Origin of the sequence: Gordonia sp. JH63, from assembly GCF_009856645.1 — a bacterium.
Taxonomy (GTDB): Bacteria; Actinomycetota; Actinomycetes; order Mycobacteriales; family Mycobacteriaceae; genus Gordonia; species Gordonia hongkongensis.
The window spans coordinates 1,399,479-1,420,504 of record NZ_CP047235.1 but is presented as its reverse complement, the minus strand read 5'-3'; the positions used below and the strand labels follow the sequence as shown (position 1 = coordinate 1,420,504).

The following is a 21,026-nucleotide window of genomic DNA, read 5'->3' as shown; positions in this document are numbered from 1 at the left end:
GGGGCTTCGTCAGTTCTCGGGGGCGGGATCGGTACGCGTACCGCTCACACGGGACAGGACGACCTCCGCCTGGCGCAGGACCGGCCCGTCGATCATCTGACCGTCGAGGCTGAACACCCCGCCCGCGTGTTCGGCCGCACCGTCGAGGACCTTGCGCGCCCACTCGACCGCCTCGTCCGACGGGCGGTAACCGTTCCGGATGTGATCGACCTGGGACGGATGGATGCATGCGGTCGCGGTGTAACCCAGGGCCACCGCGTCGCGGACCTCGGCGACGAGTCCGTCGACGTCGGCGATGTCGAGGTGCACCGAGTCGACGGCGAACTTTCCGTACGCGGCGGCCGCGATGCGGACCATCGACCGGACCCAACTCGCGACGTCCCGGTACTCACCCGGCCGGGGTTCACCCGGACCGAACCGGCTCGACGTGCCGCCGAGGCCCGCGACGAGATCCTCTGCCCCCCACATCAGTCCGATGCAGTTGGAGGTGGCGGCGATGTCGCGGGCGCGGGTCGCGCCGAGCGGCGTCTCGATCAGTGCGATCGTCTGGAACGCGGTGTCCAGGATCGAGGACACGTCCTCGGCCTTGGCCTGCATCACCACCCGGTAGTTCGTCTCCGAGACGGCGGCGAGATCGCGCCGGTAGTCGCCGGTACCGGCCGGGTTGATCCGCACGATGGTGCGGTCCGGATCGACCGGATTGGCGACCAGAGCCTCCCGGGCTGCGGCGCGGTTCGTCGGCGACACCGCGTCCTCGAGGTCGAGGATGACGACGTCGGCCCGGTCGAGGGCCTTCTGGTATCGCTCGGGACGGTCCGCCGGGCAGAACAACATCGCCGGCCCGGGCGGCAGCCACGCGTTGGTGAGCTGCCCCGACAGTCCGGAACCCGCGACCGGGCCGCCGGGTGGGTCCTCGAAGAACATCGTCGTCACTCCGTCCATTGCCTGCGCACCAGCGTTGCTCGTGCGGCGCGGGCGACGACCACGCCGTGCTGGTTGCGTCCGATGTGGGTCAAGTTCACCACGCCCTCACCCGGTCGCGACCGCGATTCGCGTTTACCGGTGCACTCGGTCTCCGCGTACAGGGTGTCGCCGGCGAACAACGGCGCCGGGAAGGCGACCTCGCTGAAACCCAGGTTCGCCACGAGGGTGCCCTGGGTGAGTTGGGAGACCGACAATCCCACGATCGTCGAGAGGGTGAACATGGAGTTGATCAGGCGTTGCCCGCCGAAACCCGGCTGTTCGGCCGACCAGGCGGCGTCGAGGTGGAGCGCCTGCGTGTTCATGGTCAGTGTCGTGAACAGCACGTTGTCGGCCTCGGTGACAGTGCGTCCGGGCCGGTGTTCGTAGATCGTGCCCTCCTCGAACTCCTCGAACCACAACCCGCGCTGTACGATTCGACGCCCGCCGGTGGTGTCGCTCATGCGAACCCCAACTCGCGCGCGATGAGCATGAGCTGCACCTCGGTCGTGCCTTCACCGATCTCGAGGATCTTCGAATCGCGGTAGTGCCGGGCGACGGGATATTCGTTCATGAAGCCGTACCCGCCGTGGATCTGCGTGGCCATCCGGGCGTTGTCCATCGCCGCCTCACTGGCGATCATCTTGGCGATCGACGCCTCCTTCTTGAAGGGCTTGCCCGCCAACATCTTCGCCGCCGCGTCGTAGTAGGCGGTCCGCGCGACGTGCGCGCGCGCCTCCATCCGGGCGATCGCGAAGGACACCGACTGGTACTCACCGATCGCCTTGCCGAAGGACTGTCGCTCCTTGGCGTACTTCACGCTCTCGTCGACGCAGCCCTGGGCCACGCCGGTCGCGAGGGCTGCGATGGCGATCCGCCCCTCGTCGAGGATGGACAGGAAGTTGGCGTATCCGCGCCCGCGGACACCGAGCAGGTTCTCCTTGGGAACGCGTACGTCGGTGAAGGTCAGCGGATGGGTGTCCGAGGCGTTCCACCCGACCTTGTTGTACGCCGGCTCGGCGGTGAAACCCGGCGTGCCGGACGGCACGATGATGGTGGAGATCTCCTTCTTGCCGTTCTCCTTCACCCCGGTCACCGCGGTCACCGTCACCAGTGAGGTGATGTCGGTCCCCGAGTTGGTGATGAATTGCTTGCCGCCGTTGATGATCCACGAGTCACCGTCGTCGCGGGCCGTGGTCGCGGTGGCCCCGGCATCCGATCCCGCCCCGGGTTCGGTCAGCCCGAAGCCGGCGAGCGCCGTGCCCGCCGTGAGTTCGGGGAGGTACTGCTCTTTCTGCTCCTCGCTGCCGAATCGGTAGATCGGCATGGCGCCCAGACTCACCCCGGCTTCGAGGGTGATGGCGACGGACTGGTCGACCTTGCCGAGTTCCTCCAGCGCGAGCGACAGGGCGAAGTAGTCGCCGCCCATGCCGCCGTATTTCTCGTCGAAGGGGAGACCGAACAGTCCCATCTTGCCCATCTGGGCGACGACGTCGTACGGAAAGCTGTGCTCGGCATCGTGTTTCGCGGCCACCGGCGCCACCACGGTCTGCGCGAAGTCGCGGACCGTCGCGATGAGGTCGGTGTACTCCTGGGTGAGTTCCATGTGAGCCCTTCTACTGGGAGTCGACAGTTGATTCGGGTGCGGTGACGACGGCGAGGATCTGTCCCGCGTCGACCTTGTCCCCCACCTTCACGGAGATGTCGACGGTGCCGTCCACCGGCGCGGTGAGTGCATGTTCCATCTTCATCGCCTCGACGACGACGACCGACTGGCCGGCGGAGACGTCGGCCCCGATCTCGGCGGCGACGGCGACCACGGTGCCCGGCATCGGGCTGGTGATCTCGCCGGCGTGCTCGTCGGCGGCCTCGTCGAGCAGGGGCTTCGCGAGTTCGAGGACCCAGGTGCCCGACGGCCCTCCCACCCACCAGCTCTCCCCGACGCGAACACTCGACCACGACTGCGTCACCCCGTCGACGACCAGGCGGTCCGAGCCGCGACCGTCGCCGGGCTGCGCCGGCTGGTAGACCACGTGCCCGGTCCACGACGCCTCGGCGTCGTCGTCGAAGGTGACGGTGGCGGTTCCCGAGACGGACCATTCGTCGGCGGCATCGACCTGGATGGCCACCGTCGAATGCCGTCCGCCGGCGACGAGGCGGGTGCGGACCGGAGCGGATCGACCGACCCGCCATCCGACCGCCGAGGACCAGATGTCGTCGGCATCGCGAGCACCGATCCGCGCCAGACCCACGAGCACCTGCGCCTCGGGAATGGGCTCCGGCGCAGCGTAATCGGTGACAAGGCGGTCCAACAGCTCGGTGTCGAGGTCGGCGTCCACGACCGCCTGCTGACGCAGGACGAAGCGGCAGAAGTCGATGTTGGTGACCACGCCCAGCACGCGTGTGTGGGCCAGTGCCTGATCGAGACGTTCGAGCGCCTCCTCCCGGTCGGCACCGTAGGCGATGATCTTCGCGAGCATCGGGTCGTAGTCACTGCCGACGCGCAATCCGTCGAGCATGGCCGAGTCGACGCGGATGCCGCCGCCGGCCGAGGTGTCGGGATGGACGAGATGCTCGATCGTGCCGCCGGACGGCAGGAAACCGCGGGCCGGGTCCTCGGCGTACACGCGTGCCTCGATCGCGTGGCCGCTGAGGGTGATCGTGTCCTGCGTCAGACCCAGGACTTCTCCGCGGGCGACGCGGATCTGTTGTTCCACGAGGTCGACTCCGGTGACGAGCTCGGTCACCGGGTGCTCGACCTGCAGGCGGGTGTTCATCTCCATGAAGAAGAACTCGTCGGGCCGGTGCGCCGACACGATGAACTCGACCGTGCCCGCGCCGGTGTAGCCGACACTGCGCGCGGCATCGCACGCGGCCTCACCGATGCGAGCACGGGTCTCGGCGTCGAGCAGCGCCGACGGCGCCTCCTCGATCACCTTCTGGTGCCGCCGCTGCAATGAGCACTCGCGCTCGCCGAGGTGGATGACGTTCCCGTGCTGATCCGCGAGGACCTGCACCTCGATGTGGCGCGGGGTGTCGACGAAATGCTCGAGGAACAGCGCGTCGTCGCCGAACGCGGCGGCGGCCTCGCGGCGGGCCCGCTCCAGCGCGGCCGGCAGCTCCGACGCCTCGGCCACGCGATGCATCCCCTTGCCACCGCCACCCGCACTGGGCTTGATGAGAACCGGGAACCCGATGTCGGGTGCCGCGGCGATGAGGTCGTCGTCGGTCAGGCCGGGGCGCGACAGACCCGGCACCACCGGCACGTCGCGAGCGGTGACGGCGGCCCGGGCCGTGATCTTGTCTCCCATCGTCGCGATCGCCTCCGCGGGCGGCCCGATGAAGACGATGCCCGCCTCCGCCAGAGCGGCCGCGAACTTCTGGTTCTCCGACAGGAATCCGTAGCCCGGGTGGACGGCGTCGGCACCGGTCTTGCGTGCCGCGTCGACCACTTTTGCGATGTCGAGGTAGCTCTGGGTGGCGGCGGCCGGGCCGATGTGCACGGCGACGTCGGCCTCCCGGACGTGGCGCGCTTGCGCGTCGGCGTCGGAATAGACGGCGATACTGCGGATTCCCATGTGGCGCAGGGTGTCTATCACCCGGCAGGCGATCTCACCACGGTTGGCCACCAGGACGCTGCGGATGGGTCTGGTACTCACGGTCGGGGTCCTCGGGCTCGGCGGGACGGGGCGGTGGAGATCGGGTTCGGACTCGGCGGTCACATCCGGAAGACGCCGTAGCGCGGATCGGCGAGCGGTGCGTAGCGGGCGGTCTCGAGAGCGAGGCCGAGCAGTGTCCGGGTCTGCGCGGGGTCGACGATCCCGTCGTCCCACAGCCGGGCCGTCGAGTAGTAGGCATCCGACTGTTGTTCGAACTGTTCGCGGATCGGGGCCTTGAACGCTTCCTCGTCCTCGGTGGACCATTCCGCGCCGGATCGCTCGATCTGGTTGCGTCGCACCGTTCCGAGGGTGTCGGCGGCCTGCGGTCCGCCCATGACCGAGATGCGGGCGTTGGGCCACATCCAGAGGAATCTGGGCGAGTAGGCGCGTCCGCACATCGAGTAGTTGCCCGCGCCGAAGGAGCCGCCGACCATGACGGTGAACTTGGGCACGCGTGCGCACGCCACGGCATTGACCATCTTGGCCCCGTTCTTGGCGATGCCGCCCTGCTCATAGGCCTTGCCGACCATGAAGCCGGTGATGTTCTGCAGGAACAGCAACGGGATGCGACGCTGATCGCACAGTTCGATGAAATGAGCTCCCTTCAGCGCGGATTCGCTGAACAGGACACCGTTGTTGGCGACGATCCCCACCGGGTGACCGTGCAGGTGCGCGAACGCCGTCACCAGACTGGTGCCGTAGTTCGCCTTGAACTCGTTGTATCCTCCTCCGTCGCACAGTATCTCGATGACCGACCGGACGTCGTACGGAGTTCGCGGGTCGGTGGGCACCACGTCGTAGATGTCGGTCTGCGGCCGCACCGGCTCGCGGACCGGGATCGTCTCCCACTGTGGCGCCTCGCGGGGCCCGAGGGTCGCGACGATCTCGCGGACCTTGGCGAGCGCCTGCTGGTCGTTGTCGACGAGGTGATCGGTGACACCGGAAACCGACGAGTGCATCGCACCACCGCCCAGGTCCTCGGCGGAGACGTCTTCCCCGGTCGCCGCCTTCACCAGCGGCGGGCCCGCAAGGAAGATGGTGCCCTGATTGCGCACGATCACCGTCTCGTCACTCATCGCCGGGACGTAGGCCCCGCCGGCGGTCGACGACCCGAGCACCGCGGCGATCTGCGGGATGCCGGCGGCGCTCATGGTCGCCTGATTGAAGAAGATCCGTCCGAAGTGATCCCGGTCGGGGAACACCTCGTCCTGCTGGAGCAACATCGCGCCGCCCGAGTCGACGAGGTAGATGCACGGGAGCCGGTTGGCCGCCGCGATCTCCTGCGCACGCAGATGCTTCTTGACCGTGACCGGGTAGTACGTGCCGCCGGAGACCGTGGCGTCGTTGGCGACGATCATGCACTCGCGACCCGCAACACGCCCGACGCCGGCGATGACCCCGGCGGCGGGCACCTTGCCGCCGTACATCCCGAAGGCCGCGAGCGGGGCCACCTCGATGAACGGCGACCCGACGTCGAGCAGCCCGTCGACCCGGTCCCGCGGAAGCAACTTTCCGCGAGCGACGTGGCGATCACGAGCCTTCGCGCCGCCGCCGGCGGACACCTCTCGCAGGCGTTCGTCGAGCAGGTCGAGATTGCGCTGATGTGCGGCCCGGAAGCCGTCGAGCGTGCTGGTCACCGTCGACCCTTCAGTTAGTGGCTATTAACTGAAAGTGATCGTACGCGATGAAGCGGCCCATGTCACGCCCCGGTTCATCCACCGCGTCGACATAACCTACGTGACGCGCATCACGTCTTCTCGTACTGTTGTGGCAGGCCCACCACCCCCGGGCCGACACAACCGATGCGCCGACACCCCGGAACCCCGGACCGGCCACCGCACATAGAAGGCCAGGTGACCCCATGACCCTCGCAGACGACCGCGCTCGCTCCGAGCACGTCCCGACCCCCGGCACGCCGCCCGAGACGGCAGCCACCGGGTTCTCGCTCGACGACCGCTACACCCGCGAGTCCGGCGACATCTACCTCACCGGCATCCAGGCCCTGGTACGCATGGTCCGCGACCGCGCTCGCGTCGACCGCCGTTCCGGCCTCCGGACGGCCTCGTTCATCTCCGGCTACGAGGGCTCTCCCCTCGCCGGTTACGATCTCGAACTCGCCCGACGGCACGAGCATCTCGCCCCGTACGACGTCATCCACCGGCCCGGTCTCAACGAAGAGCTCGCCGCGACCTCGGTGATGGGTTCGCAGCTCGCCGCACAGGTCATCGGCGGTGCCGAATTGACGCCGTCCGCGGACGGGCTCCCCCGCGACGGCGTCGTCGGATACTGGTACGGCAAGGCGCCCGGTCTCGATCGCGCGACGGACGCCCTGCGGCACGCGAACCTCATCGGAACCCATTCCGCCGGCGGCGCGGTCGCGCTCGTCGGTGACGACCCGGGTGCGAAATCCTCGACGGTCCCGTGCGCGTCGGAGATGGCTCTGGCCGACCTCTACATCCCGATCCTCTATCCGGCCGATTCCCAGGACATCTTGGATCTCGGTGTCCATGCGGCGCTCATGAGCCGCACCAGCGGGGTCTGGACCTCGCTCAAGATCTCCGCGCACGTCGCGGACGGAGCGTCGACCGCACGCGTCGACCCGGACCGCATAGTGCCCGTCTACGGCGACCTCGGGACGAGCCCCCACGTGCCCAGCGGGCGCCTACTCGGCGCCCATCTCATGGAACTCGAACAGAATCAGCTGACGACCCGGCTCCCGCGTGCGCAGGAGTACGCACGGCTCAACGGCCTCAACCGGATCGTGGTCTCGAGTCCCGACGACCGCATCGGCATCGTCGCCGCGGGAAAGACCTACCTCGATCTCCGGGAAGCACTGCGACTGATGCGGATCGACGACGACGATCTGCGCCGGCTCGGAATCCGCATCCTCAAGCTCGGCATGGTCTACCCGATCGAGCGAGAGATCCTGAATCGCTTCATGTTCGACACCTCCACCGGCGATCTCGACGAGGTCATTGTGGTCGAGGAGAAGCGCGACTTCATCGAGACGATGATGCGCGACATCCTGTTCCGCCACCCGCGGGCCCCGCGCATCGTGGGGAAGGTGCACGAAGACGGATCGACCTTGTTCTCCCGCTTCGGCGAACTCGACGTCGACGCGGTGACCCGAGGACTCGCCGACCGTCTCGCCCGCCACGGGGTCGACGCCGCGCGGATCTGGCTCGACCGCAAAGCCGCTCGCCGCACCCGCATCGAACTCCCGTTGGCGGTGCGCACGCCGTACTTCTGCTCCGGCTGCCCCCACAACAGTTCGACGAAGGTCGCCGAGAACACCCTGGTCGGCGCCGGCATCGGTTGTCACGCGATGGTGTTGCTGATGGATCCCCGGCAGGTCGGCGACATCGCCGGGGTCACCCAGATGGGCGGCGAGGGCGCGCAGTGGATCGGCATGGCCCCGTTTGTGTCCGCGGACCACTTCGTGCAGAACATCGGCGACGGAACCTTCTCGCACTCGGGGTCGCTGGCGTTGCGGGCGGCCGTGGCGTCGGGCGCGAACATCACCTACAAGCTGCTCTACAACGGCACCGTCGCGATGACCGGCGGACAGGACCCGGTGGGCGGGATGACCCTGCCGCGGTTGACGTCACTGCTGCTCGACGAAGGCGTCAGCCGGGTCGTGGTCACCTCCGACGACCCGAAACATGTTCGTACGCTGGGACTCCCCGACACCGTCGAGGTCCGCCACCGCGATGACCTGCTCGAGGTACAGACCGAACTCGCGGGCGTCGCGGGCGTCACGGTGCTCGTGCACGATCAGCATTGCGCCGCCGAGAAGCGCCGCAAGCGCAAGCGCGGCGCCATGCCCACCCCCACTCGTCGCGTCGTGATCAACGAACGCATCTGCGAGGGGTGCGGCGACTGCGGCGAGAAGTCGAACTGCCTCTCGGTGCACCCGGTCCAGACCGAGTTCGGACGCAAGACGCGCATCGACCAGAGTTCGTGCAACCTCGACCTCTCCTGTCTCAAGGGCGACTGCCCGTCGTTCGTCACGGTCACCCCGGGCACCGACCGCATCCGCACGCGCGCAGCCGATCTGGCGGACACCGTGTTGCCGATGCCCGCGGTCCCCGCCATCCGCGACACCTTCTCCCTGCGCATCACGGGTATCGGCGGTACCGGCGTGGTGACCGTGTCCCAGGTCCTGGCCACCGCTGCCGTCCTCGACGGCCACTCGGCCCGGACCGTCGACATGACCGGGCTCGCGCAGAAGGGCGGCGCCGTGGTCAGCGACATCAAGGTGGCCCCGCATCCGCTGGAGCAGGCGGCGAAGGTGGCGTCCGAGGACTGCGACCTGTACCTCGTGTGCGATCCGCTGGTCGGCACCGACCCGGTCAACCTCAAGGTCACCGCTCCCGAGAAGACGGTCGCGATCGTCTCGACCACCCAGGTGCCGACCGGGTTGATGGTCATCGACACCTCGGTCGGGTTCCCGGCGGACTCCGCCGTCCACTCCGCGGTCGACTCCCGGGTCGCGCGGACTGTGTACCTCGATTCGGGAGCGGTGTCGACAGCCTTGTTCGGCGACGAGCAGTACGCCAACATGCTGATGGTCGGTGCTGCGTATCAAGCCGGGGCGCTGGCCATCTCGGCGGAATCCATCGAGCGGGCGATCGAGCTCAACGGCGTGGCCGTGGATGCGAACGTCCAGGCGTTCCGGCGCGGGCGGCAGGTCGTGGCCGATCCCGACTCCGTGTCCGGCACCATCGACGGACTGCACGGTCGCGGGGTCGCCGAGATCGAACCGAGCCGCCACGCCCTCGAGGTGGTCAGCGCGCTCGGGGATATCGACGCCGACCTCCGGCGCACCATCGCGATCCGGTACGACGAGCTGACCGCCCACTCCGACGAGAAATACGCGCGAACCTACCTCGACACGGTCGACCGCGTACGACGCGTCGCATCCGACCCCTCGCTCACCGCCGCCGTCGCCCGGAACCTGTTCAAGCTGATGGCCTACAAGGACGAGTACGAGGTCGCCCGGCTCACGCAGGACCCGGCGTTCGCCGCGCGCATCGCCGACGAGTTCGGCGCCGACGCCGAGGTCGCGGTGCGGCTCCATCCGCCGACCCTGCGGAGTATGGGGATGCGCGAGAAGCTGGCGCTGGGATCGTGGGCCGACACCCCGCTGAGCGCGCTCGCGAAGATGAAGCGCCTCCGGGGAACCCGCCTGGACCCGTTCGGCCGCAGCGAGATCCGTCGCACCGAACGTGCGCTGATCATCGAATACCGGGAACTCGTCGACGCCGCGCTCGATGCGCTCGCGAGTGGGCGCATCGGCGCGGACCAGCTACCCGCGGTCGTCGACCTCGCGGAACTACCGGACATGGTCCGGGGTTACGAGGGGATCAAGATGGCCAACGTCGAGCGCTACCGGGAAGCGGTCGCACGGCAGCGGGAGGTGCTGGGGATCTGAGGCTGAGCACCGGTCCATGATCCGACACAACCTGAGAACAACTGTTCCCCAATCTGAACGAACCGCCAAACCACTGCCCCCTGAGGTGCGAGGAGCGATAGCGACGAGCCTCGAAGGGCTTGGTGAGATTACCTTGCGAGGCCCTTCGTGGCTCGCTTCGCTCGCACCTCAGGGAGCAGTTAGGAGCGTTTCGCTCGCACCTCAGAGGCAGGTAGGAGCGCTTCGCTCATACCATCCGTCCTCAGCGTGCCCGCCGAAGACGCGCCACGGCGGTCTGGCCGTCGTCGCCCGCGACGACCTCGCACTCGTAGTGCGCTCTGGTCGGCGGGGCGACGGCGACCAGGTCGTACTGGGCGGTGTTCATCTCGATCAGCAACTCGCCACCGACGGCAAGCCATCTCCGGGCGTCGGCGATCAACGCCGTGACGTGGTCGAGGCCGTCCCGGCCGCCGAGCAGCGCGCCGCGCGGTTCGTGATCCCGCGCCTCCGGCGCCAGCAGTCCGAGCGCAGACTCGGGCACGTAGGGAGGTACTGCGGCGATCACGTCCAGGCGGCCGCGTAGTGCTGGCGGCAGCGGGACGAGCCCGGCACCGAGGTGAATCCCGGTCCCGCCCGGCAGGTTTCGGCGCGCGAAGCCGAGCGCGGTGGCGTCGGCATCGACGACATGCAGTTCGGCGCCGGGCACCGCGGCCGCAACACTCGCGGCGATGGGTGCGACACCACAGAACGCCTCGAGTACGGTCGGCGACCGGCACGCATCTGCTGCGTCGACCGCGGTGCGCGCCAACAACAGTGAGCGCTGCCGCGGGACGAAGACGCCCGTGCCCACGAACAACCGCAACTCGCCGAACTGCACCCAGCCCACCAGATGCTCGATCGGCACGCCGGCCACGCGTCGGGCACAGAGCGCGTCGAGTTCGGTTGCGTCGGCGGTGTGTTCGCGAAGCAGCGCAGCTTCTTCGTCGGCGAAGACACATCCCGCGCGACGTAGGAGGCGAACGATCGGATCGTCGGGGCCGTCATCCCCGGTTGGGCGAGTCATCCTTCTTCAGACCGTAAAAGAACGCTGCTGCGATGAGCAGCGCCACCTGCAGGAATCCCAGGATCAGCCCGACGATCGCACCGGCGCCGAGGTCGAGGAACGGCGGCGTGATCAGTGCCGCGGCGAACAGGGCCAGCCATGCGGCGACTCCGACGACCGCGAGGAACGGCAGTGCCTTGCGGTAGCTCGGAACCAGCACGAACGTCGCCGCGATGCCGACGACCCCGAGCAGGATGAAGAACTTGCCGGGGTTCAGGACGATCTCATAGGAGAAGTACGCGGGTATGCCGCCCTGCCCTTCCTCGAAATCCGTTCCCCAACGGTTGAGTTCCTCCTCGGCACCGACCCCGACCGAGATCCACCCGAGGAAGCCCATGAAGTACGTGACCACCCCCGCGACCGCGGAGGCCAGCGCGAAGATCACCGACAGGTCCGCACGTGGTCCGCGTGCCGGCTGTCCCCAGCCGGGACCGGGAGGCGGGTACTGCGCGCCGGGGTTCCACTGCTGAGGAGGAAGACTCCCGGTGCCCGGGTGCTGGACGTGGGCCGTCTGATCCTGGTTGCCGGCGAAGCCCCCGGTCTGCGGCGGGCCCTGCGGAACGCCTGACCACTGACCGCCGGGGTGCTGGGGTTCGCCTGGATTCACGATCCGCTCCTCGTCGCTGCTGCGGGACTCGGCCCGCCGCCCTCGCGGGCTGTTCTGCGCCCGCCGTCCGGCGCGCGATCATGCGCAAGACTAAGCCCTTCCCGGCCTCGTGAGCACCGGCCCGTGCAGTTTTCATTCGACCGGGTCACCCACCCCGCGATCCACGCGCCGACGTCGGACACGCTGCATCTCTTCCGCACGCGCGAACGCGTAGAGTTCGGGATCGATGTCCGCGACGCATGAACCGCGCGAGGACGAATCGGGAATCACGAATCGTCCGCCGACGCGCCGAACCCAGGCCAAGGCGGCCCGTCGTGCCGAATTGCTGTCCGCCGCCGCCCACCAGATGGCCGAGCGCGGGTTCGCCGGCGTGCGACTGGAGGACATCGGACGAGCCGTCGGGGTGAGCGGCCCGGCCATGTACCGCCACTTCTCCTCCAAGACCGAGCTACTCGACGAGATGCTCATCGACATCAGTCAGCGACTGCACGACGGCGGCAGCGAGGTCGCCGACCGCGGCGGCTCACCGTCGGAAACCCTGGTGGCGCTCATCGGCTTTCACATCGACGTCCTCGTCACCCGTCCCGACCTCATCACGGTGCAGGATCGGGACCTGCCGTCGATGACCCCGGACGCCAATCACCGGGTCCGGCTGCTGCAGCGCCGTTACGTGGAACGGTGGGTGGACGTCCTCCTCGCGGTGGTCGACGAGAACGGGGGCACACTCGACCGCGAGGAAGCCCGCGTGCGCGTTCACGCGATGTTCGGGTTGCTCAACTCGTCGCCTCGCCTGCCCGCGTTCGACCAGCACGGACTGCGCCGCCTCCTCACCGCGATGGCGCTGGCGGCACTCCGGTGTGAGGTGCCGGGTCAGCCGTGATCCGGCACCCCGCCCTCACCAGCCGTCGATGTGGAGGACCGAGTCGAGAGGCTTCCGCGGCGCGGGCTTGAAATCGGTGCCCTTGCTGTAGGCCACCGGCAGCAACACGCCCTGATGGATGTTGGCCGGGATGCCGAGGAGTTCGGCGACCTCCTTCTCGTAGTTCAGATGAAGAGTCGTCCACGCCGACCCGAGGCCGCGGGCACGCAACGCCAGCTGCAGGCTCCAGGCACCCGGCAGCAGCGAGCCCCAGACGCCGGCCTGGTTACCCGACGGCAGGTCGCCACCGGTGTAGATCGCCCCGATGACGAGCACCGGGACCTGACCCATCGTGTCGGCGAGGTACTGGGCACTGGACGCGACGCGCTTGCCGGTCTCGTCCCGTGGAGCCTGGCCGGTGTAGTACTTGGCGAACGACTGTGCGTAGTAATCCGCGACCTTCTGCTTCAGCTCGGGATCGGTGAGCACGATCCAGTGCCAGGTCTGGCTGTTGCTGCCGGTCGGTGCCTGCAACGCGACCTCGAGCGCCTCCTTGACCACGTCGAGCGGCACGGGACGCTCGAAGTCGAGACGCTTGCGCACCGAGCGGGTGGTGGTGAGGAGTTGGTCAGGGTCCAGGGGCAGTAGATCGGTCATCCCCCCATCCTGCACAAAACCACGTCCGTGCACCACGTCGGCCCGCTGCGCCGGGACCGTCGGCGGTGGGCCGTCAGGGCGACTCCGGCGGCCCAACACACCGGCCTGCTCCAGGTACTCCACCAAGCGGTTCGTGACCTTCGCCCGACGGACCTCGGCCGGTGTGAAGTACGCCGCGTCCGCGGCGTCGTCACCTGGACGTAGTTCCCCGGAACGGATCTCGGCACGGAAGTCGTGGACCTCATACACCCGTCCGTCGCCGACCGGGATCTCGAGTTGGATGGCCGGTTCGCCGACCGTCACCCGCAAACCGGTTTCCTCCTCGACCTCGCGGATCACCGCCTGCTCCAGCGACTCCCCGGGTTCCACCCGACCGCCGGGAAGGCTCCAGTGCCCGGCCGACGGCTCGTTCCGCCTCAGGATCAACAGGATCCGCCCCGACTCGTCGGTGATGAGCGCCCCGACGGCGACGACGCGCGCGCTCATCGCGCGTCCTTCGTCGGCACGCGCGTTCGTGCCTCGTCGTCCGGAACCGGCGATCCCGCGAGGTACCGGCCGATCCAGTCGCGGATCGCCGACAGCGCTTCGTCGTCCGATCCGGCGTCGACGACGTGGTCGATCATGCCCTGCTCGGCCATGCGCCCGGCGAGAATGCCCTGCCGCGAGGCCATCTCACCGGCATGGTCGAGATCACGGTGCACGATGAGACTCGCTCCCTCGGGCGGCAACGGCGAGAGCCAGGCGTCGGCGCGCGCGACCCGCACGTCGGCGGGGAACAGCGCGAGCGCGGCGCCGCCCGCACCCTGCCCGAGGAGGACCGAGACCGTCGGCACGCGCACACTGAGCAATTCGACTGTGCAGCGCGCTATCTGCGCGGCGAGGCCACCCTCCTCGGCGACGACCGACAGTTCCGCGCCCGGGGTGTCGATCACGGTGACCACCGGGAGTCCGAGGTCGCCGGCCGCCATGATCGCCCGCCGCGCCTCGCGCAGGTGTCGCGGCCCCGGGAGGTCGCCCGCCGCCTGTGACGTCCGGTCGTAGCCGACGACCAACGCGACCCGACCGTCGAAGTCGCTGAGCGAGAAGCGCAGTGGCCCGGCATCCGACAGTGGCGCCGAATCCCCGCCGGCCAGGAACTCGACCAGGCCCGCGCGTCCGGCCTCGCGGGTGGCGAGCACACAGGCCCAGGTGTCCTCCTGCTCCCCCGTCTGCGCGCGCTGCGGACGTACCGTCACCGAGCCGTCCGACGACGGCCGGTCACGCGCGTCGAGCAGTCGCAGCACCGCGGCGAGGCGGGCCGGCAGATCGACGGGATCGACCACGTCGTCGACAACCGTTGTGCGTACCAGATTCTCCGCGGTCTGGACATCGGCCGGAAAGGGCTCCCCGTACAGGCCTTCGTAGACGCGCGGCCCGAGAAAACCGATGAGCGCTCCGGGTTCCGCCCAGGTGATGTGGCCGAGCGAACCCCACGACGCGAATACCCCGCCCGTGGTCGGATGACGCAGGTACACCAGGTAGGGCAGGCCGGCGGCCTTGTGGTCGGTCACGGCACCCGTGATGGCGACCATCTGCAGGAACGCCGCGGTCCCCTCCTGCATCCGGGTGCCTCCGGAGGCGGGAAACGCCAGCAGCGGAAGTCGTTCGCGTGTCGCGCGTCGGACCGCTGCGACGATCCGGGCCCCCGCATCGCGCCCGATCGACCCGCCGAGGAACTCGAACTCCCCCAGCACGATCGCCACTCGCCGGCCGCCGATCGCGCCGGCGCCGGTGGTGACCGATTCGTCCGAACCGCTCTTTCGGCGTGCCCGGTCGAGCTCGATGGCATAGGTGTCGTCCGCACCATCGGACGTCGTGGCCGGCTCACCGACCGGCGCATCCCACGGTTCCCACGTACCGTCGTCGACGATCATCACGCGCAGGTCTGTCGCCGTCAGCCATGCCCGCTCACCCATGCCTCACACCGTATCCCGCCGCGGCCGGGCGGCTCCGGCCTGACGTCGACACCCTCCGCGACGCCCCGGCGCGACGATTTCCGTCGGCGCACGGTGTCATACTCTCGTCAGCCCGACACCCGTTCCGTATCCGACCGATCTCTTCCGGGGGCCCGCATGTCCGACACCTTCCGCATCACCCGATCCACCATCATCGACGCGCCGCCCTCTGCGGTGCTGCCTTACCTGGTCGACTTCCACCAGTGGGTGCACTGGTCGCCGTGGGAAGGAGTCGACCCCGACATGACGCGCGACTACTCCGGTGCGGAATCCGGTGTCGGGGCGAAGTACGCGTGGTCGGGCAACAAGAAGGCCGGTCACGGCGCCATGGAGATCACGCGCGTCGACGAGCCGCGCGAGGTCGAGGTGCACCTGGCCTTCGAGAAGCCGATGAAGGCCACCAACACCGTCACCTTCGAACTCGCGCCGGAGGGACAGGCGACGCGGGTGTCCTGGACGATGGTCGGCGCACAGACGTTGTTCAGCCGCGTGGCAGGGTTCTTCGGCATCTTCGACAAGATGCTGGGCAAGGACTTCGAGAAGGGACTGGCTCAGCTCAAGGCGGTCAGCGAGAGTAGATGACCCGGGTGCGCAGGAGGACGTCGGCCACCGACCGCCGACGCCGGTCGACGACCACCCACACCAGACCGATCGCGAAGAACGTACAGAGCAGGGCGCGCAGCACCGCGATGGTCGGCCGGATGCGTGCACCCTCCGAGTTGACCACCCGCAGGCCCATCACGACCGACCCGAGGGTGCGTCCGGAGACCTCCCAGCACGTCGCGAGGTAGAGCACCGCCACCAGCACGAAGCCGGTCGTGGTGAAGACCAGATTGACCTCCGGCAACGAGAATTCGCTGACCGAGAGCACGAACTTCATCAGGGACAGGCCCGCATAGGCGGCACCGAGGATCGTCCACACGACGAGGAGGTCGAGGAACGAGGCGACACCCCGGCTCACGATGCCCGCGTTCTTGTCCCGGTCCTGCACCGCATGGGCCTTGTGCACGGGCGGCAGACCGGGCGTCGTCGGGGACGAGTTCTGCAGCGGCTCTGTCGGTTTCGGTTCCGCGGTCATCGTGGCCCCTCCTCATCGGGAGCGGCCTCGATGGCCGCGGCACCGCGGCGACGCAGAAATCGGTTGACCGCGTTGGCCACCGCGTCGTCGGCACGTTCGCTGGTGCTGCGCACGTCGGTCATCACATCGGCGGTCACCGACGTGCTCGCCTCCCGGATGATGTCGGGAAGGTCGACACCGTCGATGATCTCTTCGGCGAGTCCGATCAGGTCGACGCGCCCGAGGATGGCGTCGATGTCGATCCGGGCCGCGATGGCGTCGATGTCGATCCGGGTGGCGACGGAGTCGAGATCGACCTTGCCGATCACCCTGTCGAGGTCCACCAGATCGATCGCCGCCATCAGATCCACCTGTGCGACAGCCCGATCGAGATCGACCGTGGTGATCACCTCGTCGATGTCGATGAGTGCGAGGACCTCGCTGATGAGACGTTTCAGGTCGACGTGGGTGAGGACGAGGTCGGTGAGGTCGACCTCCTCTACCAATGCGTCGACGACTTCACGGATGACGACTCCCAGAACAGCTCGCGTCATCGAGACCACCACGGTGACAGCGGTGTCGGCGGCCTCGGCCAGCCGCGCGCGGACGGACCCGATGACCCCGCCCGCGAGGGGTAGACGTTCCGCGACATCGGCCACCACCCCGGCGAACCGCATCGACTCCCCTGCCAGCTGGGAGATCGCGCCGCGTCGCGCCGGGGAGTTCACCGACGAATTATCGCACGGGCCGATCCGGTCGGTCGGCCCACGAAAAAACCCGAGCGGGCAGACCCGCTCGGGTTCTTCGGTTCTCGTGACTTCTTACAGTGCCTCGTAGAGCTCCCGGGCCAGCGCGGCGGTCTCGGACGGCGTCTTGCCGACCTTGACGCCCGCAGCCTCGAGGGCTTCCTTCTTGCCCTGGGCGGTGCCCGCACCGCCGGAGACGATGGCGCCGGCATGGCCCATGGTCTTGCCCTCGGGCGCGGTGAAGCCCGCGACGTAGCCGACGACGGGCTTGGTCACGTTGGCCTTGATGTACTCGCCGGCCTTCTCCTCGGCGTCGCCGCCGATCTCACCGATCATCACGATCAGCTTGGTCTCGGGATCCTTCTCGAACGCCTCGATGGCGTCGATGTGGGTGGTGCCGATGACCGGGTCGCCGCCGATGCCGATGGCGGTCGAGAAGCCGAGATCGCGCAGCTCGTACATCATCTGGTAGGTCAGGGTGCCCGACTTGGAGACCAGACCGATCGGACCCTTGCCCGTGATGTTGTTCGGCGTGATGCCCACCAGCGCCTCACCCGGCGTGATGATGCCGGGGCAGTTGGGGCCGATGATGCGGGTCTTCTCGCCCTTCTCCACGTTGTAGGCCCACGCGTAGGCGGAGTCCTGCACCGGGATGCCCTCGGTGATGACCACGAGCAGCGGGATCTCCGCGTCGATGGCCTCGATGATGGCGTCCTTGGAGAACTTCGGCGGCACGAAGGCGATCGAGGTGTCGGCCCCGGTCTCCTTCATGGCCTCGGCGACCGATGCGAACACCGGCAGCTCGACGTTGTTGCCGTCGGCGTCGACGTGCGACACGGTGGTGCCGGCCTTGCGCGCGTTGACACCGCCGACGATGTTGGTGCCGGCCTTGAGCATCAGAGCGGTGTGCTTGGTGCCCTCACCGCCGGTGATGCCCTGGACGATGACCTTGTTGTCTTTGTTCAGAAAGATCGACATGTTCCGTGGCTCCCTTACTTGCTCGCCAGCTCGGCGGCCTTGTCGGCGCCCGAGTCCATGGTTTCGGCGAGCGTGACCAACGGGTGGTTCGCATCGGCCAGGATCTTGCGGCCTTCGTCGACCTTGTTGCCGTCGAGGCGGACGACCAGCGGCTTGTTGGCGTCGGACCCCAGCTTCTCGAGAGCACCGACGATGCCGTTGGCGACGGCGTCACATGCGGTGATGCCACCGAAGACGTTGACGAAGACGCTCTTGACCTGCTCGTCGCCGAGGATGACGTCGAGGCCGGCAGCCATGACCTCGGCCGAGGCGCCGCCGCCGATGTCGAGGAAGTTCGCGGGCTTCACGTTGTTGTGCTTCTCACCGGCGTAGGCGACCACGTCGAGGGTCGACATGACCAGGCCCGCGCCGTTGCCGATGATGCCGACCTCGCCGTCGAGCTTGACGTAGTTGAGGTCGTTCTCCTTGGCCTTGAGCTCCAGGGGATCGGTGGCGTCGCGATCCTCGAACTCCTCGTGGCCGGGCTGACGGAAGTCGGCGTTGGCATCGAGGGTGACCTTGCCGTCGAGGGCGAGGATCTGATCGTCCGGAGTGCGGACGAGCGGGTTGACCTCGACCAGGGTGGCGTCCTCCTTGACGAAGACCTCCCAGAGCTTCGCGATGGTGACCGCTGCGGCGTCGAGCACCTCGGCAGGCAGATGGCCCTGCTCGGCGATCGAGCGCGCGGTTTCCAGATCGACACCCTTCACGGCGTCGACGGCGACCCGCGCGAGGCGCTCGGGCTTGGTCGCCGCGACCTCTTCGATCTCCATGCCACCCTCGACCGAGCACATGGCCAGGTATGAGCGGTTGGTGCGATCGAGCAGGAAGGAGATGTAGTACTCCTCCGCGATGTCGCTGGCCTCGGCGACCAGCAGCTTCTTGACGACGTGGCCCTTGATGTCGAGGCCAAGAATGTTGGAAGCGTGGGACTGCGCGTCGTCCGGGGTCGCGGCGTACTTCACGCCGCCTGCCTTGCCACGCCCGCCGGTCTTGACCTGCGCCTTGATCATCACGGGCTTGCCGATTTCCTCGGCGATCGCCCGCGCATCGGCGGCATCATCGGTCACCCGACCGGGTGTGGTGGGAACCCCGTGCTTGGCGAACAGTTCCTTCGCCTGGTATTCGAAGAGATCCATTCAGCTCACCATCTCGTAGATTTGCCCGCGCAAGGGTGTAATGCGGGCCATATCGGACTTTAAACCTGTCGGAAATCGCCACCCCGCGCGCACCCTGCGCTTGTGCGACAGATCACTCGCTCGGTCGGTTCTCACAGTATTGACGTCGGGACGTGAGGTCCACAGCGACGGTGCGACCCCATGAACTGCGACGACCGCAGAATCCATCGGTGCGCGGTCTTCACAGGTTGAATTTGCTGTAGTGAACAGAAGATCCGGCATTTCTATACTCGGCGACCAGTCATGTGACTCAGCTCACAATATGCCGGTTTGTCGCTTTCTACGGTTGGACTTGCCGCAATCATTTCGTTACCGTCGGCTCTCAGCGGTGGTCACAGAAGGATTACGGACGGTGACTTCGATCCGCCGGCGACGAGATGCGGTAGCGAAGAGATGAGGTGGACGATTTGGCGGGACTCGGTGTCTCACGCGGATCGGGCCGCGTCCGATCGGGCGGGTTGATCGATGACGTCACAGCGGAAGAGATGACCACGATCATCCCCATCGTCGACACCGACGACGCGGCCGGGTACGACCTCACCGACTACGAGTTCGACTTCGCAGACTCCGACACCTCCACTCGCGAGCACTCCGACGCCGGCTGGACGCCGTCGTCGTGGCAGGGCTACTACCGTCCCACCCGTTCGGAGATCACTCAGGACATCCTGATCCCCGAGCACGAGTTCGATCGGTACGAGCACGACGAGCCGTTCGACGTCGAGGGCGCCGAGCTCGACATCTTCGACGGGGGCGAACTCCGTTCGCTCGACGACGACGATCTCGATGACGACACCGAGCATCGCCCCTTCCGGACGAATCCGGCCGGACAACGGGTCCGACGTGGCGGCAAGCACCGCATCGCGGCGCCGCCGAACGCCCTCAAGGGCGGACGCGCAGCCCTCATCGCCATGGCCGCCGGCGCGGCCGTCGCCGCGGTCGCCCAGGTCGGCACGAACGACGAGGCGCCCGCACCCGTGAACGCCGCGGCCGTCAACGACGCCACCGCCCCGGGCGCCGCACCCGTGGAACTGGGCCCCGGCGTCGCTGCTGCGACCGCCCAGACCGACCAGATGAACGTCTTCACCAACCAGCTGGGTGTGGGCGCCAAGATGGCGGCGGACCAGGATCGTCGCGAGGCCCTGGCCCGGCGCCCGCTCTTCACCTCGCCGATCCCGCTCGGCAGCTACGACTTCACCTCCGCCTTCGCGATGCGCTGGGGCACCATGCACGGCGGCATCGACATGGCCGCTCCCCTCGGCACCCCGATCCACGCCGCCACCGACGGTGTCGTGATCAAGGCCGAGCCCGCGTCGGGATACGGCCACTGGGTTCAGATCCAGGCCGCCGACGGCACGGTCACCATGTACGGCCACATGGCCTCCTCGGGCGTCCTGGTCACCGAAGGCCAGCGCGTCACCGCCGGCGACGTCATCGCCCTGGTGGGCAACGAAGGCTTCTCGTTCGGCCCGCACCTGCACTTCGAGGTGTGGAAGAACGGCAACACCAAGATCGACCCCGTGCCCTGGCTCGCCGCCAAGGGCGTGAAGCTCTCCGGCTACACCGGCTAGCAGAAGGGCCCCACAGGTCCCCTTTTGCTTGGTGGCGCCACTCCAGCGCACTCACGCTGCGCATCCGTAGTGATACCTGGCCGGATTGCGAACTGACGTAAATTCTCGTCCATCTCAGCATGATTGAAGGGCACATTGCCCTTCGACCATGCTGAGGGGGACGAGAATTTCCAATCGAACCGGGGAATGAGCTGGCGAGCGTCAATCTC

General features: G+C 68.0%; 17 protein-coding genes and 1 pseudogene. 4 read left to right on the top strand and 14 right to left on the bottom strand.

The features are described from left to right. Positions 1 to 9 precede the first annotated feature (9 nt). Genes GR168_RS06430 through GR168_RS06410 form a run of 5 tightly spaced genes read right to left on the bottom strand, consistent with a single transcriptional unit; the run spans position 10 to position 6,256 of the window. Complete coding sequence (locus GR168_RS06430) at positions 10 to 924, bottom strand: CoA ester lyase (RefSeq protein WP_159371848.1); 915 nt, start codon at positions 922 to 924, stop codon at positions 10 to 12. 5 nt (positions 925 to 929) lie between these two features. Then, the gene (locus GR168_RS06425; protein WP_159370336.1) at positions 930 to 1,424 is read right to left on the bottom strand and encodes a MaoC family dehydratase; all 495 of its coding nucleotides are present in this window, start codon (positions 1,422 to 1,424) and stop codon (positions 930 to 932) included. Beyond that, complete coding sequence (locus GR168_RS06420) at positions 1,421 to 2,566, bottom strand: acyl-CoA dehydrogenase family protein (RefSeq protein ID WP_058251531.1); 1,146 nt, start codon at positions 2,564 to 2,566, stop codon at positions 1,421 to 1,423. The genes GR168_RS06425 and GR168_RS06420 overlap by 4 nt, the downstream gene beginning before the upstream one ends. A gap of 10 nt (positions 2,567 to 2,576) precedes the next feature. Then, the gene (locus tag GR168_RS06415) at positions 2,577 to 4,619 is read right to left on the bottom strand and encodes a biotin carboxylase N-terminal domain-containing protein (protein WP_159370335.1); all 2,043 of its coding nucleotides are present in this window, start codon (positions 4,617 to 4,619) and stop codon (positions 2,577 to 2,579) included. Between the two features lie 59 nt (positions 4,620 to 4,678). Further along, positions 4,679 to 6,256 carry a carboxyl transferase domain-containing protein gene (locus GR168_RS06410; protein ID WP_159370334.1) on the bottom strand — a complete coding sequence of 526 codons (1,578 nt, stop codon included), beginning with the start codon at positions 6,254 to 6,256 and terminating at the stop codon, positions 4,679 to 4,681. Between the two features lie 224 nt (positions 6,257 to 6,480). On the opposite strand from GR168_RS06410, the gene GR168_RS06405 reads away from it, so the two are divergent. Further along, positions 6,481 to 10,053: an indolepyruvate ferredoxin oxidoreductase family protein gene (locus GR168_RS06405; protein ID WP_159370333.1), complete on the top strand. Its 3,573-nt coding sequence runs from the start codon at positions 6,481 to 6,483 to the stop codon at positions 10,051 to 10,053. A gap of 241 nt (positions 10,054 to 10,294) precedes the next feature. Here the strand turns inward: GR168_RS06405 and GR168_RS06400 are convergent, their stop codons facing one another. Together GR168_RS06400 and GR168_RS06395 are read right to left on the bottom strand one after the other, a co-directional pair. Further along, positions 10,295 to 11,095: a methyltransferase gene (locus GR168_RS06400; RefSeq protein WP_159370332.1), complete on the bottom strand. Its 801-nt coding sequence runs from the start codon at positions 11,093 to 11,095 to the stop codon at positions 10,295 to 10,297. After that, positions 11,073 to 11,741 carry a DUF5336 domain-containing protein gene (locus tag GR168_RS06395; protein ID WP_159370331.1) on the bottom strand — a complete coding sequence of 223 codons (669 nt, stop codon included), beginning with the start codon at positions 11,739 to 11,741 and terminating at the stop codon, positions 11,073 to 11,075. Before GR168_RS06395 ends, GR168_RS06400 begins: the two co-directional genes overlap by 23 nt. A 226-nt stretch (positions 11,742 to 11,967) precedes the next feature. On the opposite strand from GR168_RS06395, the gene GR168_RS06390 reads away from it, so the two are divergent. Further along, positions 11,968 to 12,621: a TetR/AcrR family transcriptional regulator gene (locus tag GR168_RS06390; RefSeq protein WP_159370330.1), complete on the top strand. Its 654-nt coding sequence runs from the start codon at positions 11,968 to 11,970 to the stop codon at positions 12,619 to 12,621. 15 nt (positions 12,622 to 12,636) lie between these two features. Here the strand turns inward: GR168_RS06390 and GR168_RS06385 are convergent, their stop codons facing one another. The 3 genes and pseudogenes from GR168_RS06385 to GR168_RS06375 all read right to left on the bottom strand — a co-directional run bounded on the left by GR168_RS06385 (position 12,637) and on the right by GR168_RS06375 (position 15,212). After that, positions 12,637 to 13,257, bottom strand: a complete 621-nt coding sequence (locus tag GR168_RS06385) for a nitroreductase family protein (protein WP_159371847.1) — start codon at positions 13,255 to 13,257, stop codon at positions 12,637 to 12,639. 180 nt (positions 13,258 to 13,437) lie between these two features. Continuing rightward, positions 13,438 to 13,743: pseudogene (locus GR168_RS06380) on the bottom strand (NUDIX domain-containing protein); the annotation flags it as partial. Continuing rightward, positions 13,740 to 15,212 carry a carboxyl transferase domain-containing protein gene (locus GR168_RS06375; protein ID WP_159370329.1) on the bottom strand — a complete coding sequence of 491 codons (1,473 nt, stop codon included), beginning with the start codon at positions 15,210 to 15,212 and terminating at the stop codon, positions 13,740 to 13,742. The gene GR168_RS06375 and the pseudogene GR168_RS06380, both read right to left, overlap by 4 nt. Before the next feature lie 156 nt (positions 15,213 to 15,368). Here GR168_RS06375 and GR168_RS06370 point away from each other — a divergent pair, with 156 nt between their 5' ends. After that, on the top strand, positions 15,369 to 15,833 hold the full coding sequence (locus tag GR168_RS06370) for an SRPBCC family protein (protein WP_159370328.1): 465 nt from the start codon (positions 15,369 to 15,371) through the stop codon (positions 15,831 to 15,833). Here the strand turns inward: GR168_RS06370 and GR168_RS06365 are convergent. The 4 genes from GR168_RS06365 to sucC all read right to left on the bottom strand — a co-directional run bounded on the left by GR168_RS06365 (position 15,817) and on the right by sucC (position 19,210). Continuing rightward, positions 15,817 to 16,329 (bottom strand): RDD family protein, encoded by a 513-nt coding sequence (locus tag GR168_RS06365; protein ID WP_058251542.1) that lies wholly within the window; start codon positions 16,327 to 16,329, stop codon positions 15,817 to 15,819. The two genes, GR168_RS06370 and GR168_RS06365, sit on opposite strands and share 17 nt — an antisense overlap. After that, a complete protein-coding gene (locus GR168_RS06360; protein WP_159370327.1) occupies positions 16,326 to 17,036 on the bottom strand; it encodes a hypothetical protein in 711 nt (236 codons plus the stop codon). The genes GR168_RS06365 and GR168_RS06360 overlap by 4 nt, the downstream gene beginning before the upstream one ends. Before the next feature lie 93 nt (positions 17,037 to 17,129). Beyond that, positions 17,130 to 18,032, bottom strand: a complete 903-nt coding sequence (sucD, locus tag GR168_RS06355; RefSeq protein WP_058251543.1) for a succinate--CoA ligase subunit alpha — start codon at positions 18,030 to 18,032, stop codon at positions 17,130 to 17,132. Positions 18,033 to 18,046: 14 nt separating this feature from the next. After that, positions 18,047 to 19,210 (bottom strand): ADP-forming succinate--CoA ligase subunit beta, encoded by a 1,164-nt coding sequence (gene sucC / locus GR168_RS06350; protein WP_010843609.1) that lies wholly within the window; start codon positions 19,208 to 19,210, stop codon positions 18,047 to 18,049. A gap of 437 nt (positions 19,211 to 19,647) precedes the next feature. Between sucC and GR168_RS06345 the strand changes: the two genes are divergently transcribed. Beyond that, positions 19,648 to 20,817, top strand: coding sequence for a M23 family metallopeptidase (locus GR168_RS06345; RefSeq protein WP_159370326.1), 1,170 nt, complete (start codon positions 19,648 to 19,650; stop codon positions 20,815 to 20,817). The last annotated feature ends 209 nt before the right edge of the window (positions 20,818 to 21,026 follow it).